The 16,758-nt window shown below is 74.2% G+C and carries 15 protein-coding genes and 1 pseudogene; 4 read left to right on the forward strand and 12 right to left on the reverse strand.

Annotated features, from left to right (window positions below; translation table 11 throughout):
- Positions 1–46: 46 nt before the first annotated feature.
- Together ACFP3R_RS35170 and ACFP3R_RS35175 are read right to left on the reverse strand one after the other, a co-directional pair.
- Positions 47–1,612, reverse strand: a complete 1,566-nt coding sequence (locus tag ACFP3R_RS35170; protein ID WP_380642880.1) for an ATP-dependent DNA ligase — start codon at positions 1,610–1,612, stop codon at positions 47–49.
- A 169-nt stretch (positions 1,613–1,781) separates the two neighbouring features.
- Positions 1,782–3,176: a class II fumarate hydratase gene (locus ACFP3R_RS35175; protein ID WP_380642882.1), complete on the reverse strand. Its 1,395-nt coding sequence runs from the start codon at positions 3,174–3,176 to the stop codon at positions 1,782–1,784.
- A gap of 65 nt (positions 3,177–3,241) precedes the next feature.
- On the opposite strand from ACFP3R_RS35175, the gene ACFP3R_RS35180 reads away from it, so the two are divergent.
- On the forward strand, positions 3,242–4,213 hold the full coding sequence (locus ACFP3R_RS35180; protein ID WP_380642884.1) for an NAD(P)/FAD-dependent oxidoreductase: 972 nt from the start codon (positions 3,242–3,244) through the stop codon (positions 4,211–4,213).
- 45 nt (positions 4,214–4,258) lie between these two features.
- Here ACFP3R_RS35180 and ACFP3R_RS35185 read toward each other — a convergent pair whose 3' ends face one another.
- From ACFP3R_RS35185 to ACFP3R_RS35215, 7 genes and pseudogenes are all read right to left on the reverse strand, one after another.
- The gene (locus ACFP3R_RS35185) at positions 4,259–4,696 is read right to left on the reverse strand and encodes a L,D-transpeptidase (protein WP_380642886.1); all 438 of its coding nucleotides are present in this window, start codon (positions 4,694–4,696) and stop codon (positions 4,259–4,261) included.
- A gap of 375 nt (positions 4,697–5,071) precedes the next feature.
- Complete coding sequence (locus ACFP3R_RS35190) at positions 5,072–5,839, reverse strand: S1 family peptidase (RefSeq protein ID WP_380642888.1); 768 nt, start codon at positions 5,837–5,839, stop codon at positions 5,072–5,074.
- A gap of 134 nt (positions 5,840–5,973) precedes the next feature.
- Positions 5,974–7,023: a class II fructose-bisphosphatase gene (gene glpX / locus ACFP3R_RS35195; protein ID WP_380642890.1), complete on the reverse strand. Its 1,050-nt coding sequence runs from the start codon at positions 7,021–7,023 to the stop codon at positions 5,974–5,976.
- 93 nt (positions 7,024–7,116) lie between these two features.
- Positions 7,117–7,356, reverse strand: a complete 240-nt coding sequence (locus tag ACFP3R_RS35200) for an exodeoxyribonuclease VII small subunit (protein WP_380642892.1) — start codon at positions 7,354–7,356, stop codon at positions 7,117–7,119.
- Positions 7,353–7,754, reverse strand: a complete 402-nt coding sequence (locus tag ACFP3R_RS35205) for a sugar ABC transporter substrate-binding protein (RefSeq protein WP_380642894.1) — start codon at positions 7,752–7,754, stop codon at positions 7,353–7,355. Before ACFP3R_RS35205 ends, ACFP3R_RS35200 begins: the two co-directional genes overlap by 4 nt.
- A 184-nt stretch (positions 7,755–7,938) precedes the next feature.
- A pseudogene (gene xseA, locus ACFP3R_RS35210) lies at positions 7,939–9,171 on the reverse strand (exodeoxyribonuclease VII large subunit); the annotation flags it as partial.
- On the reverse strand, positions 9,164–9,778 hold the full coding sequence (locus ACFP3R_RS35215; RefSeq protein WP_380642897.1) for a lipid droplet-associated protein: 615 nt from the start codon (positions 9,776–9,778) through the stop codon (positions 9,164–9,166). The pseudogene xseA and the gene ACFP3R_RS35215, both read right to left, overlap by 8 nt.
- A gap of 62 nt (positions 9,779–9,840) precedes the next feature.
- Here ACFP3R_RS35215 and ACFP3R_RS35220 point away from each other — a divergent pair, with 62 nt between their 5' ends.
- The gene (locus tag ACFP3R_RS35220; RefSeq protein WP_380642899.1) at positions 9,841–10,785 is read left to right on the forward strand and encodes a 4-hydroxy-3-methylbut-2-enyl diphosphate reductase; all 945 of its coding nucleotides are present in this window, start codon (positions 9,841–9,843) and stop codon (positions 10,783–10,785) included.
- Positions 10,786–10,836: 51 nt separating this feature from the next.
- Here ACFP3R_RS35220 and ACFP3R_RS35225 read toward each other — a convergent pair whose 3' ends face one another.
- Positions 10,837–11,757, reverse strand: coding sequence for a hypothetical protein (locus tag ACFP3R_RS35225; RefSeq protein ID WP_380642901.1), 921 nt, complete (start codon positions 11,755–11,757; stop codon positions 10,837–10,839).
- A gap of 295 nt (positions 11,758–12,052) precedes the next feature.
- On the opposite strand from ACFP3R_RS35225, the gene ACFP3R_RS35230 reads away from it, so the two are divergent.
- Positions 12,053–13,945 carry an ABC transporter ATP-binding protein gene (locus ACFP3R_RS35230; protein ID WP_380642903.1) on the forward strand — a complete coding sequence of 631 codons (1,893 nt, stop codon included), beginning with the start codon at positions 12,053–12,055 and terminating at the stop codon, positions 13,943–13,945.
- Between the two features lie 109 nt (positions 13,946–14,054).
- Positions 14,055–15,020, forward strand: a complete 966-nt coding sequence (locus ACFP3R_RS35235; protein ID WP_380642905.1) for a DUF1883 domain-containing protein — start codon at positions 14,055–14,057, stop codon at positions 15,018–15,020.
- 6 nt (positions 15,021–15,026) lie between these two features.
- Here ACFP3R_RS35235 and ACFP3R_RS35240 read toward each other — a convergent pair whose 3' ends face one another.
- Complete coding sequence (locus ACFP3R_RS35240) at positions 15,027–16,058, reverse strand: pentapeptide repeat-containing protein (protein WP_380642907.1); 1,032 nt, start codon at positions 16,056–16,058, stop codon at positions 15,027–15,029.
- Between the two features lie 12 nt (positions 16,059–16,070).
- The coding region (locus ACFP3R_RS35245) for an SbcC/MukB-like Walker B domain-containing protein (RefSeq protein ID WP_380642909.1) at positions 16,071–16,758 on the reverse strand (688 nt) is incomplete at its 5' end.

Raw genomic sequence — 16,758 nt, forward strand, 5'->3', positions numbered from 1 at the left:
TGACGATACCCCTCCGGGGCCCGTCCGTCCTGGTCGCGCGCCGAGTTCACGGGGTCGCGGCGCCACCTCCCGCCGGACCGGCGCCGGGCAGCAGGGCCCGCACGGCGTCGAGGGTGTCGGCCCCGGCCGGCTCCCTGTCCGGCCGGTAGCGGACCACGCGGGCGAACCGCAGCGCCACGCCGCCCGGGTAGCGGGGGCTGACCTGCGCGCCGTCCAGCTCGATCTCGACGACCAGCTCGGGGCGCACGGTGACCACGCCGTCCTCGTCCGAGGTCGAGCGGGCCAGGAGTTCGCGGGTCTGCCAGGCCAGCAGCTCGTCGGTCAGGCCCTTGAACGTCTTGCCGACCATGACCGGCGGGCCGCCGTCGGGGTCGCGGGCGCCCAGGTGCAGGTTCGACAGCAGGCCCCGGCGCCTGCCGCCGCCCCACTCGACGCCGATCACCACCAGGTCGAGGGTGTGGACCGGCTTCACCTTCTGCCAGGCCCGGCCGCGGCGGCCGGCGGCGTAGACCGAGTCCAGGGCCTTGACCACCACGCCCTCGTTGCCCGCGGCCAGCGCCTCGTCGAGCACGGCGGCGGCCTGGTCGGCGGTGGGCCGCACCCGGCCGGGGATGACGTGGTCGCCGGCGACCCGCCGCAGCGCGTCCAGCCGGTGGCGCAGCGGCTCGTCGAGCAGGTCGCGGCCGTCGAGGTGCAGGCAGTCGAAGAAGAACGGGCTGAGCAGCAGGTCCCTGGTGCTCCCGGCCGACCCGCGCCGCCCGGCCGCGGCGTCCAGCAGGGCGCCGAAGCGGCTCATCGTCTCCTGGAACGGGCGGGGCCTGCCGTCGTCGGTGAGGGCCAGCGTCTCGCCGTCCAGGACCACCGAGTCGCACGGCAGGCCGCGGACCAGGTCGACCAGCTCGGGGACGGTCGAGGTGACCTCGCGCAGCGTGCGGGTGAAGACGCGGACCACGTCGCCGTCCCGGTGCACCTGGATGCGCGCGCCGTCGAGCTTGTGCTCCACCGCGGTCTCGCCCAGCTCGGCCAGGGCCTCCGGCAGCGACTCGGCGGGGGAGGCGAGCATCGGCCGGACCGGGCGGCCCACCTCCAGCCGGAACGCCGCCAGCGCGGCCTCGCCCGCCAGCGCGGCCACGGCGGTGGCGGGCAGGCTGCCGGAGAGCATGAACGCCCGCCGCACCACCTCGCCGGGCACCTCGGCGGCCTGGGCGATCGCGTCCAGCATCACCCCTTCGAGGGCGCCCTGCCGCAGCTCGCCGGTGAGCAGGCGCTTGAGGAAGTCCTGCTCGGCGGCGGTGGCGCGGGAGAACAGCGCGCGCAGCGCCTCGACCCGCCGCGCCGCCGAGCCCTTGCCGCCGAGGGCGGCGTAGTCCCCCAGCGCCCCGTCGACGTCGGACACGGTGAGCGAGGGTTCGGCGGCGGGCGGCACGTCGAGGTCGAGCACCGTCCGCCAGCCCGCCCCGATGCGCCCCTGGCTGGGCACGCCCACCAGGAACGACACCACGGCGGGCGTGCCCGTCCGGCGGACCAGGTCGGCCAGCGCCCCGACCTTGGCCAGGCGGGAGCGCGTCGCCCCGACGGCGGCGGACGTCTCGACCACTTCGGTGAACAGCACGCCCACCATGGTGCACCGGACCACCGACAGGGGCTGATCAAGCGCGGGGACCGGGGGTGCCGAACCGCGAACCCGGCGGGTCTGAGCGTTGAACTCGGTGGTCCTGGACGTACGACACGGTGGTCCTGGACGTACGACTCGCGGGGTCTGGACGTACGACTCGCGCGGGTCAGGGGTGGCCGGTGGCCATGCGGAGGACGTCCAGGGCCTCGTCCAGCTGGGTCTCGGTGAGCTTCGCGGGGACGTGGCCGCGCTCCAGGACCACCTCGCGGATGGTCTTGCGCTCCTGGAGCGACTGCTTGGCGATCGACGCCGCCTCCTCGTAGCCCAGGTAGCGGTTCAGCGGGGTGACGATGGAGGGGGAGGACTCGGCGTACTCGCGCATCCGCTCCACCTGCGGCTCGGCGCCGGTCAGCACCTTGTCGGCCAGCAGGCGGGCGACGGCGGCCAGCAGGCGGGACGACTCCAGCACGTTGCGGGCGATCACCGGCAGCATCACGTTGAGCTGGAAGTTGCCCTGCGAGCCCGCGAACGCCACCGCCGCGTCGTTGCCGATGACCTGGGCGACGACCATCATCGCCGCCTCGGGGACCACCGGGTTGACCTTGCCCGGCATGATCGACGAGCCCGGCTGGAGGTCCGGCAGGGCCAGCTCGCCCAGGCCGGTGCGGGGGCCGGAGCCCAGCCAGCGCAGGTCGTTGGCGATCTTGTAGAGGCCCACGGCCGTCGCCCGGAGCTGGCCGGAGACCTCGACCACGCCGTCCTGGGTGGCCTGGGCCTCGAAGTGGTCGCGCGCCTCGGTCAGCGGCAGGCCGGTGGTCGCCGCCAGCTCCGCCGAGACGGCCGCGCCGAAGCCCGCCGGCGCGTTGAGACCGCTGCCCACGGCCGTGCCGCCGATCGGCAGCTCCGCCAGGCGGGGCAGGGACGAGGTCAGCCGCTCGACGCCGTGGCGCACCTGGGTGGCCCACGCGCCCACCTCCTGGCCCAGGGTGACCGGCACGGCGTCCATCAGGTGCGTGCGACCCGACTTGACCAGCGAGGTCCAGTCCGCGGCGCGGGCCTCCAGGACGCCCGCCAGGTGCTCCAGCGCCGGGATCACCTCGCGCGCCACGGCCTCGGTCGCGGCCACCCGCAGGGTCGTCGGGAACGTGTCGTTGGACGACTGGGAGGCGTTGACGTGGTCGTTCGGGTGCACGTCCCGGCCCAGCGCCCGGCTCGCCAGGGTGGCGATCACCTCGTTGGCGTTCATGTTCGACGAGGTGCCCGACCCGGTCTGGAACACGTCCACCGGGAAGTGCGCGTCGTGCCGGCCGCCGGCGACCTCGTCGGCGGCGGCCGCGATGGCGCCCGCCACTTCGGGTTCCAGCACCCCCAGCCGCTCGTTCACCCGCGCCGCGGCCGCCTTCAGCAGGCCCAGCGCCCGGATCTGCGCGCGCTCCAGACCCCGTCCGGAGATCGGGAAGTTCTCCACCGCGCGCTGCGTCTGCGCACGCCACAGCGCGTCGACCGGCACCCGGACCTCGCCCATGGTGTCGTGCTCGACGCGGTACTCCTGTTCGCCCATGACACCGAGTTTGGACCGCCTTGCCTAACTGGGCACGGTGGCGCGGAACACCTATGGTCCTCGTCATGGACCTTGAGGTCGACCTGCTCATCGTGGGCGCGGGCCCCACGGGGTTGTTCGCCGCCTACTACGCGGGTTTCCGGGACCTGTCCGTCGCGCTGGTCGACGCGCTGCCCGAGGCGGGTGGTCAGGTCACCGCGATGTACCCGGAGAAGATGATCTTCGACGTGGCCGGGTTCCCGGCCGTGCGCGGGCGCGAGCTGGTCGACGGGCTGGTGCGGCAGGCCGACCAGTGGAAGCCGACCTACCTGCTCGGCCGCCAGGCCCGCACGCTGTCCACTGTGGACGACCGGCTGCACGTCGGCCTGGCCGACGGCGCGGTGGTGAAGGCGGGCGCGGTGCTGGTGACGGCCGGCATGGGGGAGTTCACGCCGCGGCCGCTGCCCGCCGGGGACGGCTGGCTGGGCCGGGGCGTGGTCCACTTCGTACCCGCGCTCGCCGCGCACACCGGTCAGCACGTGGTGGTCGTCGGCGGCGGCGACTCGGCGTTCGACTGGGCGCTGGCCCTGGCCCCGATCGCGGCGAGCGTCACCGTGGTGCACCGCCGCGCCACCTTCCGCGCCCACCCGCCGACCGTGCGGCAGGTGCGCGACCTGGGCGTGCCGGTCGTCACCGACGCCGAGGTGCTGGAGCTGCGCGGCGACCCGGAGCTGGCCGAGGTGGAGCTGGGCCTCAAGGGCGGCGGGCGCGCGGTGCTGCCCGCGCAGGCGGTGGTGGCCGCGCTGGGCTTCACCGCCGACCTCGGGCCGATCGAGTCGTGGGGCCTGGAGCTGGACCACCGGGCGGTCGTGGTGGACACCACCATGCGCACCGCCCGCGACCGCGTCTACGCGGCGGGCGACGTCGCCCAGTACCCCGGCAAGGTCAAGCTGATCGCCACCGGCTTCGGCGAGGCCGCCACCGCGGTCAACAACATCGCCGTGCTGCTCAAGCCGGGGGCGCACCTGTTCCCCGGCCACTCCAGCAACGCGGGCTGAGCGGGTCCCCCGCCCCCGGGCGGGGACGGGGGACCACGGGGACGGTCAGGCCACCACCTGCACCTGCTCGCCCGGGAAGAGGTTGTCGTAGAACGTCACCGAATCCCGCGGGCCCAGCCGCACGCAGCCGTGGGACTGCGACGCGGTGTCGCCCTGGTGGAACGCGATGCCGGTGGTGGTGAAGTACACCGAGTTGGGCATCGGTCCGTTGTAGGGCACGCTCCAGTCGTTCTTCACCTTGCGCAGCACCGGGTACGTGCCGACCGGGGTCTCGTACCCCGGCATCCCGTGGGACGCCGGGACGGGACCGTAACTCGCGCTGCCGTTGTAGATCAGCCACGCCTGGTTGGTGGACAACTTCACGCACGCCCCGTTCGGGATCGAGCACGGCGTGCCGGTGGCGGCGGTGGCGGGGACCGCGAGGCCGAAGGACAAGGCCGCCGCGGCCGCCGCAACCGTTGCAGTACCGAGCGTCTTCTTCATCTCGAATCACCCCTCGCCCTTCGGCTACCCCGGGGTAGGTGTGACCCAAACCGCTCACATTTTCAGGCCGTCACCCGGACCCGCGCCCCGACCTGGAGGGTCTCGAAGCACTTCGCGGCGGCCTCGCGCGACAGGTGGACGCACCGTGCGACTGCTCGACCAGGCTGCCTCGTGGAACGCGATGCCGTTGCCCACGAAGCAGATGGAGAACGGCATGGGCGCGTTGTAGGGGCGGCTCCAGTCGCGGACGGCGCCGCCGAGTCCGAAGTGGACGGAGCGGCGGTCCGGGCGGCGATCGGCCCGCCCGGTGACGAACCGGGAAGGGCCGCCCCACCCGGAGGTGGGACGGCCCTCGAACGCCGGTGCGGGGAGCGGTCAGACCGTGCCCGCGTACTGGCTGATCCACGAGCGGAACGCCGGCACGTCCATGTAGATCGACGGGCCGGTGGCGCAGGTGGAGCTGTTGTTGCCCGCGCGGCTGGTGGCGCCGATCAGCTGCCACGCGCCGCCCACCGACTTGATCTGCGGACCGCCCGAGTCGCCGTAGCAGGCGCCCGCCCGGCCACCGGGGTTGTTCGTGCAGATCTCGTACGAGCCGTAGATGCCCGAGCAGCTGCCGTCCGAGACGATCGAGGTGTTCAGCTCCTGGAGCGTCACCGGCGCGCCGCAGCCGCCGGCGGGGGCGCAGGTCTGGCCCCAGCCGATGATGCGGGTGGCGGTGCCGGTCGCGCCCGAGGACGAGGCCACCGAGATCGGCGCCTGGCTCACCGAGGTGGACAGGCGCACCAGCGCGATGTCGTAGCTGGAGTGGACGACGACCTGGGCGCCGGTCGCGACCGTGCCGCCGCTGGTGCGGTTGGTCGTGCCGATGCGGGCCCGGATCGACGACGCCGAGCGGCCCTGCACGCAGTGCTTGGCCGTGACCACCCAGTTGGCCTTGATCAGCGAGCCGCCGCAGAAGTGGCTACCCGAGGTGCTCTGCAGGGACACCATGAACGAGTAGGTCTGCGTGGCGTTGCCGCCGCCCACGATGAACGGGGTGACCTCGCCGTCCGCCGCCGGGGCCGCCGCCGCCCCGGCCGCGCCCGCGAGAGCCGCGCCGATCGCCACCGCGAAAGCGGTGAACAGGGTACGAACCTTCATCGTTTCCTCTCCGTACCCGGCGCAGGGTTGCCGGGCACGAATCGGAAACTAGGGATGAACGCTGCGTGATCAACACAGCCGATCGGCCGGTAACGCGGATTGACAGTTGACAACCGGTCCCGGCGGCGCCGGGGTCACGGCAGCGGGGGCAGGGCCCCCTGGTCGCCCGCGGGGACGTCGAAGTCCACCGAGGCGTACTCGCGGAGCTTGTCCATCCGGTGGAACCCGTCGATCATGCGCACCGTGCCGGACTTCGAGCGCATCACGATCGACTGCGTGGTGCAGCCGCCCGCCCGGTAGCGCACGCCGCGCACCAGGTCGCCGTCCGTGACGCCGGTCGCGCAGAAGAACACGTTGTCGCCGCTCACCAGGTCGTCGGTGGTCAGCACCCGGTCGAGGTCGTGCCCGGCGGCCAGCGCCCGCTCCCGCTCCTCGTCGTCCTTCGGCCACAGCCTGCCCTGGATCGAGCCGCCCACGCACTTCAGCGCCGCCGCCGCGATGATGCCCTCGGGCGTGCCGCCGATGCCCACCAGCAGGTCGATGCCGGTGTTCGGGCGGGCCGCCGCGATCGCGCCCGCCACGTCGCCGTCGGAGATGAACTGGATGCGGGCGCCCGCCGCGCGCACGTCCCGCACGATCGACTCGTGCCGAGGCCGGTCCAGGATGCACACCACCACGTCGGAGACGTCGCCGTGCTTGGCCTTGGCGACCCGCCGGATGTTCTCCCCGATCGGGGCGGTGATGTCGATGACGTCCGCCGCCTCCGGCCCGGTGGCCAGCTTCTCCATGTAGAACACCGCGGACGGGTCGAACATCGCGCCGCGCTCGGCCACCGCGAGCACCGCCAGCGCGTTCGGCATCCCCTTGGCCATCAGCGTGGTGCCGTCGATCGGGTCCACGGCCACGTCGCACTCCGGCCCGTTGCCGTCGCCGACCTCCTCGCCGTTGAACAGCATGGGCGCCTCGTCCTTCTCGCCCTCGCCGATCACCACCACGCCCCGCATCGAGACCGTCCCGATGAGCTTGCGCATGGCGTCCACGGCCGCGCCGTCGCCGCCGTTCTTGTCGCCCCGGCCGACCCAGCGCCCGGCGGCCATCGCGGCCGCCTCGGTCACCCGGACGAGCTCCAGCGCGAGGTTCCGCTCGGGTGCTTCGCGACGACGCTCGGACGGGCTGCTGGTCATGTGGCGCTCCCTCGTGAGGCTGCCGGACTGGTTCGTCGACCGGGTGGACCGCGGAGGTCGATTACCGGTCGGTAGACCAATCCTCGCACGTGGTCACGTCCCGGCCACGTCCTCCTCGGTCACACCCAGCGCTTGATCGATCCGCTCGCGGGCGCCCGCGAGCAGCCGCTCGCAGGTCTTGGCCAGCGCCTCGCCCCGCTCCCACAGCCGCAGCGACTCGTCCAGCGACAGGCCGCCGGCCTCCAGCCTGCGGACCACCTCCACCAGGTCGTCCCTGGCCTGCTCGTAGCCCAGTTCCTCGACGGCCGGCGCACCGGCTGAGGGCTCGTTCACGTGACCGACTTCCCCACTCTGCTCCGTACGTGGGCCACGACCGAGGCCACCGCCTGGTCGTAGCCGATGAACGCCTCGGCGAACTCCGCGCCGTCGCCCTCGCGGACCGCGTCGTCGATGCGGTGCGCGGCGGCGGCGACGCGCGTGCGGTGCACCGAGCCGCGGCCCAGCCACCACCGCACCCCGGCGTAGCCGGAGGTCGCCTCGGACAGCTCGTGCAGGCGCTCCACCAGCGCCGCCCGACCGGACGCGCAGCCCGCCACCAGCGCCAGCCAGCAGTCGGCCGCGGCCCGGTCGGCTAACTCCGCCCGGTCGCGCACGGTGCGCGCGCCCTCGTCGTCGACCGCGGCGGCCATCGTCAAGGGCAGGAACGTGGGCTCACGTGCCGGGTTCGGCACCACCGCCTCCTTCCTCCGACCGGTGGCCGTGCTCGTCGCCGGCCGCCGGGCGGCCGTTGTCGCCGGTGGCCGCCTGATCGCGGTCCCCGCCGCCGGCCGGTGGGTGGCCGCCCTCGCGGGTGGCTCCCGGGCGGCCGTCCCGGTCGGCGGCTGCCGGGGAGCCACCCCCGCCGGTGCCCGCCCGATCGCCGTCCCCGCCGCCGATCGCGACCACGTGCACGGTCCCGTCGGCCACGCGCACCCGCAGGAAGGCGCCCGGGGGCGCCTGGGAGGTCGACCGGAGCACCCCGCCCACCTCGCCCCCCGGTGTGACGAGCTGCACCACCGCGTACCCCCGGGCCAGCGTGGCGGCGGGCCCGAGGGTCGTCAAGCGGGCCCGCGTGGCGGTCAGCCCCGTCACCTCCGAGTCGAGCCGGTTGCGCACCGCGCGCCGGGCCCGCTCCCGCAGCCGGTCCACGTCCTCGGCTCGCCGGTCCAGCGGGCCGTGCGGGTCGGCCAGCACCGGCCTGGTGCGCAGCGACGCCAGCAGCCGGTGCTCGCGGTCCACCCAGCCGTGCAAGGCGCGGCGGCCCCGGTCGCGCAGCTGGCGGACCCGCTGGGTCTCCTCCGCCACGTCCGGCACCACCCGCTTGCCCGCGTCGGTGGGCGTGGAGCAGCGCACGTCCGCGACGTGGTCCACCAGCGGCGAGTCCGGCTCGTGCCCGATCGCCGACAGCACCGGCGTGCGGCAGGCCGCCACCGCCCGGCACAGCGCCTCGTCCGAGAACGGCAGCAGGTCCTCGACGCTGCCGCCGCCGCGCGCCAGCACGATGACGTCCACTTCGGGGTCCTGGTCCAGTGTCGACAGTGCGGTGAGGATCTGCGGCACGGCCGACACGCCCTGCACGGCCACGTTCACCACCCGGAACCGCGCGCCCGGCCACCGGGCCTGCGCGTTGGTCAGCACGTCCCGCTCCGCGGCCGACGCACGCCCGGTGACGAGGCCGATCTTGTTGGGCAGGAACGGGGGCCTGCGCTTGCGCCGCGGGTCGAACAGCCCCTCCGCGGCCAGCAGCTTCTTCACCCGCTCGATCCGGGCCAGCAGCTCGCCGATGCCGACCTGGCGGATCTCGTCCACGCGCAGGCTGAACGTGCCGCGGTTGGGGTAGAAGTGCGGTTTGCCGTGCACCACCACGCGGCTGCCCTCGGTCAGCTGGAGCTCGCGCACCACGCCGACGGGCGCGGTGAGCTGCATCGACATGTCCGCCGAGGGGTCACGCAGGGTGAGGAACGCGGTCGACGTGCCGGGCCGGGCGCTCAGCTGGGTGACCTGGCCCTCCACCCACACGTCGCCGAGGCGGTTGATCCAGTCGAAGATCTTGCGCGCGACCGTCCGCACCGGCCACGGGTTCTCCGGACTGGACCTCTCCTCAGCCACCGGACCCCAGGTTCGCGATGCGGCGCGTCAGCATCCCGGTGAACTCGGGGCGCGCGGCGTGCGTGCGCTCGTGGGCGAGCAGCTGCTCCAGGTCCGGCGCGGACAGCGTGCGCAGCCGCGCCCGCAGCTGCGGCAGCGTCAGCTCGTCGTAGTCCGGCAGCACCGCGGGCGGTTCGGCGGCCAGGGCCCGTTCCTCCTGGGCCCGTTCCTCCTGGGCCCACGGGTCCTCGGCGCCCGGACCCCCGTCGTCGGTGTCCGGCCCGGCGTCCAGCCCGGCGTCCGGCACCACGCCCGGGTCCGGCACCACGACCGGGTCCGGGACCGCGACCGGGGCCCGGTCCACGTCGACGTCCGTGGCCGCGGTCCCGTCCTCGTCGAAGGTCGCCCACTCGGGCTCCTGGTCGGCCGGCCGCAGCACCGACAGCACGTCGTCGCCCTTGATTGCGAGCTCGGTCACCCGCTGCTGGACCCGCATGGACAGCTGGAGAGCCTCGCTGACGACGGTCACCGGCAGACCCACGAGCTGGTGCGGCAGCTTGCGGGCCTGCTCGACGGCGGTGACCGCGAGTCCCGCGGCGAGGCGGACGGGCAGCGGCAGTGGCTTCATGGCTACAGCCTGCCGCAGTCGGCCGCCCGATGCCTACACGTGGCACGCCGTACCCTGGGGACATGGACAAGCGAGTGCTCCTGGCGAAGCCGCGCGGCTACTGCGCCGGCGTGGACCGTGCCGTGGTGACCGTGGAGAAGGCGCTGGAGCAGTACGGCGCGCCGGTCTACGTGCGCAAGGAGATCGTCCACAACAAGCACGTCGTCGAGACGCTGTCCGACCGGGGCGCGATCTTCGTCGACGAGACCGACGAGGTGCCCGAGGGCGCCCTGGTCGTGTTCTCCGCGCACGGCGTGTCGCCCGCCGTGCACCAGGAGGCGGCCTCGCGCTCGCTGCGCACCATCGACGCCACGTGCCCGCTGGTGACCAAGGTCCACAACGAGGCCAAGCGCTTCGCCCGCGACGACTACGACATCCTGCTCATCGGCCACGAGGGGCACGAGGAGGTCGAGGGCACGCAGGGCGAGGCCCCCGAGCACATCCAGCTCGTCGACACCGCCGAGGACGTCGGCAAGGTCGAGGTGCGCGATCCGTCCAAGGTGGTCTGGTTGTCCCAGACCACGCTGTCGGTCGACGAGACGATGGTGCGGGTGCGGCAGCTCAAGGAGCGGTTCCCGGACCTCCAGGAGCCGCCGTCGGACGACATCTGCTACGCCACGTCCAACCGGCAGACCGCGGTGAAGACCATGGCGCCGGAGTGCGACCTGGTGCTGGTGGTCGGGTCGAGGAACTCGTCCAACTCGGTGCGGCTGGTGGAGGTGGCGCTCCAGGCGGGCGCGCGGGCCTCCTACCTGATCGACTACGCCCGCGAGGTCGACGAGGCGTGGCTGGAGGGCGTGACCACGGTCGGCGTGACCTCGGGCGCGTCGGTGCCGGACATCCTGGTGATGGACCTGCTCAAGCACCTCGCGGAGCGGGGCTACGGGCAGGTGGAGGAGATCACCACGGCGAACGAGAAGATCGCCTTCGCGCTGCCCCGCGAGCTGCGCAAGGACATGGTGCGCTGACGGGCGCCCGGGGCCGGCCGGCTCCGGCCGGCCGGCCCCGGGCGACCCCGATCAGCCCCGGTCGTAGCGGTGGTCCGGCGGGCTCGGCGGCCAGGCCACCCCGTCGTCCTTGTACCAGATCCGCTCGCACTCGCCCCGCTCGCCGCACTTCTTCGCCCGCTCGCGCCACCCGGCCATGGCCAGCAGCCCGGCCTTGTCGCCGCGCGTGAGCACGTCGTTCCAGCTGGACACCAGGTTCGAGGTCCGCGGGCCCATGAGCGTGGGCTCACCGTGGAACTCCTCGCGGTAGTGGTTGAGCCCCATCATGTGCGCCAGTTCGTGCATGACCTTCAACGCGATGTCGTAGCGGGCCTCGCGCTCGCCGTCCAGGCTGCGCTCGGCCAGGTCGTCCCACGCGGACAGGAACGCGAAGCTGATGTTGCCGCCGGTGTAGACCAGGCCGCGCCGGTCGGCGGTGGTGCCGGGGAAGGCGATCCCGATGGACCCGGTCAGCTGCGGGTCGAAGGTGATGCTGATCTGGTTCGCCGGGCGCGGCGTGGTCAGGTAGGGCTCCTCGTCGTAGCCCAGGTACTCCAGGCGTCCGCCGACCCACTTGTTGGTCTCCAGGACCACCGTCGACATCACGTCGTCGACGCCCTTCAGCCACTTCTTCTCCCGCTTCACGCGCGAGTCGTCCTCGGGCAGGCCGCGGCGGTTGCGGTAGAGCTTGACGGTGTAGTGGTCCACCAGTTCGTAGTAGGCCGGGTTCCGCACCCCGCGGAACTGGAGCAGGTTGAAGCCGTACCGGTTCTCGACGTCGCCCGAGTCGGTGGCGATCGGGTCGACCAGCATCTTGTCCGGCTGGTAGGGGGTGCGCCCGAGACCGGGGTCGAACGGGGGCGCGGCGGAGGCGGGCACGGCCGTCACCACCGACGCGAGCACCACGGCGGCGCCGACGACACCGAGGCGCGCTCGTCCGGTAATGGTGTGCATGGTTGTCCCTCCATTGTCGGAGCGCACGCGGAAAATGCGTGCGGAACAGATGGGGAAATTCCTCGGGCGGGTGATCGGAAATGATTTCCGCCCGGCGTCACCCCGCGTGTCGTCGTCGCCCGGGTGCGTGTTACGCGCCCCGCCGGGGTGTTTTTATTCCATTCCGCGGCGCCGGCTCGGGATCGCCGCGGCGATCCTCCCACGGGGGTACGACACCCCCGGCTCCCCGCGGCCGCTGCCTGCGCCGATGGCGAAAGCGCTGGCGGCCCCCCGCGAGTTCCCGTTCGCTGGGTGGATGAGCACCGTGCTGATCGGGGTGGAGAACGTCGCCACCCCCAAGTGGGCCCGTCGCCGCGGCGGGATGTCGGTGAGCCTGGGCAAGGCGCTGCGCAGCCTGCCCAGGGCCGTGGCGACGGTGACGCGCCTGGCGTGGGCGACCTCGCCGCGCCTGACCGTGCTCGCGGGCGTGGTGCACGTCGTCTCGGGCGGGGTCACCGCGTTCGGCCTGCTGGCCACCGCCGACGTGTTCACCGCGCTGCTGCGCGACGGGCCGACCCCCGACCGGGTGGCCCGCGCGCTGCCCGCGCTGGCCGTGGTGGTGGGGTCGCTGGTGGTCCGCGCGCTGCTCGACACGGCCGTGTCCGCGGTGGAGAGCTCGCTGCGCCCGCGCCTCACCCGGGCGGCGAACGACGAGGTCACGGCGGTGCTCGTGCGGGCGCAGCTGCTCGCGTTCGAGGACGCCGACTTCCGCGAGCTGGCCCGCCAGGGCGGCCGGCGCGGCGTCCGCTCGATGGAGTCCAGCCTCCGGTACCTGGCCGACCTGCTCTCCGGCGGCGTCTCGCTGCTGGCCGCGGTGGTGACGGTCGGCCTGCTCAACCCGTGGCTCGCGCCCGCGCTGCTGCTCGCCGCCCTGGCCAACGCGTGGGCGGCGGCGCGCGCCTCGAAGCTGCGCTACGACCACTTCCTGGACTCGGTCACCCGCAACACCCGCAAGGGCGTGGTGGAGCAGGTCGCCACCGAGCGGGACTTCGCCCTCGAACGCCACGCGCTGGCGCTCCAGGAGCGCCTGCTGGCCGAGCACCGCCGGATCGCCGACAGCCTGGTGGTCGACGAGATCCGGATGGCGCACCGGACGAACGCGGTGCGGCTGGTCGGCCGGGCGCTCGCCGGCCTCGGCACCGGCGTCGCCTACGCGGTGCTCGGCCTCCTGCTGCACACCGGGGCGATGGAGCTGGCGCTGGCGGGCACGGCGGTGCTGGCCATGCGCACCGGGTTCTCCTCGCTGGCCGGCACCACCCGCGCGGTCAACGCGCTCTACGAGGACTCGTTCTACATCGACTTCTACCGCAAGCTGCTCGCCGAGGGCGCGGAACGGGCCCAGGCGGGCTCCGGCGCCCGGCCGCCCGCCGACCCGGCGCTGATCACCCTGGAGCGGGTGTCGTTCACCTACCCGGGAGGGAAGAAGCCCGCGCTGCGCGAGGTGGACCTGACCGTGGCGCGGGGCGAGGTCGTCGCGCTGGTGGGCGAGAACGGCTCGGGCAAGACCACCCTGGGCAAGGTGCTGACCGGCCTGTACCCGGCCTCGTCGGGCACGGTCCGCTGGGACGACGTGGACCTGGCGGCGGCCGACCCGAACCTGGTGCACTCGTCGATCGCGGTGATCGCGCAGGACCCGGCGCAGTGGCCGATGACCGCGCGGCACAACGTGCTGGTCGGCCGCCTGGAGCGGGACGACGAGGAGGCGTACCGGGACGCGGTGGCCAGGTCCGGCGCGGACGAGGTGCTGGCCTCGCTGCCCGCCGGGCCGGACACCGTGCTGTCCCGGCAGTTCAACGACGGCCAGGACCTGTCCGGCGGCCAGTGGCAGCGCATGGGCATCGCCCGCGGCATGTACCGCGACGCCGCCGTGCTGGTGGCCGACGAGCCGACGGCCGCGCTGGACGCGAAGGCCGAGGCGCGGGTGTTCGAGGGGCTGCGCGCGGCGACCGCGCGGCGCACCACGATCCTGGTGACGCACCGGCTGGCGAACATCCGCAACGCCGACCGGATCGTGGTGCTCGACGGGGGCCGCATCGTGGAGCAGGGCACGCACGAGGAGCTGATGGCCGCGCGCGGCCACTACTTCGAGCTGTTCGAGCTCCAGGCCGCCGCCTACCGGGGCGGGTTGCTGGCCCCGGCGAACGAGTAGGTTTTCCGGCGCGAACGGGGTTCCCGGCGCGCCGCGCGGTCCCTTGACCCGCGCTCCCGGGTTCACCAGGATGGCCCCTTGGTGACATCCCGCCGAGAGGGCTCCGGTCATGTTCGAATGGCTCGCCGAGAACTGGCCCCTGGTCCTGGGCGCGGAGACCGCGCTGCTGCTGTGGCTGGTGGTCCGGCCCTCCACGCCGAACTGGCGCCTGGTCCTGCGCCCCGGCCGCCGGCGCGACGTGCGCCGCGCGGCGGGGCGGCCGGGCCGGTTCTGGTGCACCGAGCCGCACCGGCAGCCCGCGGGCGCGGTGGCGCGCGTGCACCTCGACGGTCCCGCGGCCAGCGTGCGCCTGGTCGACGGCCCCAACTACGCGCGGATGATGCGGGGCGGGCGCTACGCCTACGTCGGGGGGTGGGCGACCGAATCGCCCTTCGAGCTGACCGTGCCGTGGGCGGGGCGCTGGCGTGTCGTCGGCGACCTGGGCAGCGCGTCCGGTCACCTCGACCTGCGCGTCCGGTGGCTCGCGGAGGCGCTGCCGCCGGTGACCGTGCAGCCGGTGAACACCGAACCGCGCCTGGGCGTGGTCCGGGAGCGGGGTTCGGCGGACGGCCTGCGCGACGTGTTCGTGCTGCACGTCGTCGAGGACCGGGCCGAGGTCGCCCGGCCGCTCGCGGACGCGCTGCGGGCGCGCGGCGCGTCGGTGTGGCTGGACGAGTTCGAGCTGGCCATCGGTGACTCGCTGGCGAAGCGGCTGGAGCGCGGCCTCGCGTGCAGCCGGTTCGGCGTGGTGGTGCTGTCGCCGGGGTTCTTCGAGCCGACCGCGACCGGGACGCCGCGGGTCGAGGGCGACCAGGTGGTGCTGCCGGTGCTGCACCGGATCACCCGGGTCGAGGCCCTGGACGGGCTCCCGTGGCTGGCGGACCTGGTGGTGCGGGGGACCAGCGACCGCACCGTGGACGAGATCGCGGAGGAGATCGCGCTGGTCGTGCTGCCCGGTGAGCCCGCCGTCGAGCAGGAGGACGACCCGCCGGCGCTGCCCGGCCAGGTCGTGCCGGTCAGGGCCGCCCGGCGGTGACCGCCGTCAGGCGGGGTCGGGCGGGCGCCGGTCGGCCGGCCACCGCGTCGTGCCGTCGCTGACGGCGCCGGTCAGCCGGGTCCGCTCCAGCACCGCGTCCCGCAGGTCCGCTCCCGTCAGCTTCGCCCCGGTCAGGTCCGCTCCGCTCAGCTTCGCCCCGGTCAGGTCCGCTCCCGTCAGGTCCGCTCCCGTCAGGTCCGCTCCGGCCAGGTCGGTCCCGGCCAGGTCCGCTCCGGTCAGGTTCGCCCCGGCGAGCGCCGCGCGGCGCAGGACGGCGTCCCGCAGGTCGGCCTCCCGCAGGTTGGCCAGGCGCAGGTCGGCGCCGGTCAGGTCGACGCGCCGCAGGTCCACCCCGGACAGCCGGGCCCGGGACAGGTCGGTGTGCCGCAGCACGCTGCCGGCCAGCACCGAGCCCGGGTCCAGCAGCAGGCTGCGCAGGTCGACGTGGGAGAGCACGAGCCGCCGCCCGCCGGTGGGCGACGGGGATCGCCGGGACAGCACCTGCATGATCGCCTGGACGTCCGGCAGGCGCTGCTGCAACCACGGCAGCCGCTCGCCGGGACCGTCGTCCGGCCCGCGCGCCCCGGCCTCGCGCGGGACGTGGTTGCGCACGAAGGCGCCCAGGACGAACCGCACGGTGTCGCGGTCGGCGGGCGAGTTCCGCGCGATCCGCTCCAGGGCGTAGACGCCGCCGACGCGCACGTCGGCGTTGTCGCTGCCGAGCTGGTCGATCGCCCGGGTGAACCGCTCGGTGAGCTGCCCCTCGCGGGCGACCTGGACCTGCCGCCAGGTGGCGGCCGCGCCGACGAGCACCAGCAGGCCCGCCACCGCCTGGAGCAGCGTCGAGCGGACGGTGTTCTGCAACTGGCCCTGCGCCTGCCGCAGCTGGATGCGCTTCTCGGCGTCCGCGACGCCCCTCAGCGCCTCGTCGTCGAGCGGCGGGTGCAGCCAGTCGGGCACCAGCACCAGGGTGGCGAGCACCGGGACCAGGACCGCGAACACCACCAGCGCCCCGCGCCACAGGACACCCGGTGCCACCCCGACCCCTCGTCAGGCCGTCAGTTCGAGCGTCGAGCCCGCGCGGGCCTTGCGCACCCGCAGCCGGGTCGGGATGCGCTGCCGCAGCTCGTCCACGTGGGACACCAGGCCGACCACCCGGCCGCCCGCGCGCAGCTCGTCCAGCGTGGTCATCACCAGCTCCAGCGTCTCGGCGTCCAGGGTGCCGAAGCCCTCGTCGATGAACAGCGTGTCCAGCACCGCCCCGGCCGCCACCACGTCGGACAGCCCCAGCGCCAGCGACAGCGACGCCAGGAACGACTCGCCGCCCGACAGCGTCTTCGCCGGGCGCTGCACGCCGGAGTAGTCGTCCAGCACGTCCAGCCCCAGCCCGCCCCTGGTGCCGCGCGGCCCGGCCTCCACCGAGTGCACGAACCGGTAGCGGCCCTGGCTCATGCGCTCCAGGCGGGCGCTCGCCGCGACCGCGACCTCCTCCAGCCGCGCGGCCAGCACGTAGGTGCGCAGGGTCATGCTGCGGCTGTTCTGCCCCCGGCCGTTGATCACGTCGGTCAGCGCGTCCAGCTCGTCGAACGCCGCCTGCACCGGTTCCAGCCGCGCCCACGCCGCGCGCAGCCGCCCGGCCAGCTCGGCGGCCCGCCCGGCGCGCCGGACGGCCTCGTCCCGGGCCCCGGTCGCGGTCGTCGCCGCCTCGGTCGCCGCGCGGAACCGGGCCTCGGCGCCC

Origin of the sequence: Saccharothrix lopnurensis (genome assembly GCF_042658445.1) — a bacterium.
Classification (GTDB): domain Bacteria; phylum Actinomycetota; class Actinomycetes; order Mycobacteriales; family Pseudonocardiaceae; genus Actinosynnema; species Actinosynnema lopnurensis.

Coding starts and splice junctions, on each gene's coding strand:
- ACFP3R_RS35175 (WP_380642882.1), bottom strand. CDS start 3,176: ATGGGCGAACAGGAGTACCGCGTCGAGCACGACACCATGGGCGAGGTC.
- ACFP3R_RS35180 (WP_380642884.1), top strand. CDS start 3,242: ATGGACCTTGAGGTCGACCTGCTCATCGTGGGCGCGGGCCCCACGGGG.
- ACFP3R_RS35185 (WP_380642886.1), bottom strand. CDS start 4,696: ATGAAGAAGACGCTCGGTACTGCAACGGTTGCGGCGGCCGCGGCGGCC.
- ACFP3R_RS35190 (WP_380642888.1), bottom strand. CDS start 5,839: ATGAAGGTTCGTACCCTGTTCACCGCTTTCGCGGTGGCGATCGGCGCG.
- glpX (WP_380642890.1), bottom strand. CDS start 7,023: ATGACCAGCAGCCCGTCCGAGCGTCGTCGCGAAGCACCCGAGCGGAAC.
- ACFP3R_RS35215 (WP_380642897.1), bottom strand. CDS start 9,778: ATGAAGCCACTGCCGCTGCCCGTCCGCCTCGCCGCGGGACTCGCGGTC.
- ACFP3R_RS35220 (WP_380642899.1), top strand. CDS start 9,841: ATGGACAAGCGAGTGCTCCTGGCGAAGCCGCGCGGCTACTGCGCCGGC.
- ACFP3R_RS35225 (WP_380642901.1), bottom strand. CDS start 11,757: ATGCACACCATTACCGGACGAGCGCGCCTCGGTGTCGTCGGCGCCGCC.
- ACFP3R_RS35230 (WP_380642903.1), top strand. CDS start 12,053: ATGAGCACCGTGCTGATCGGGGTGGAGAACGTCGCCACCCCCAAGTGG.
- ACFP3R_RS35235 (WP_380642905.1), top strand. CDS start 14,055: ATGTTCGAATGGCTCGCCGAGAACTGGCCCCTGGTCCTGGGCGCGGAG.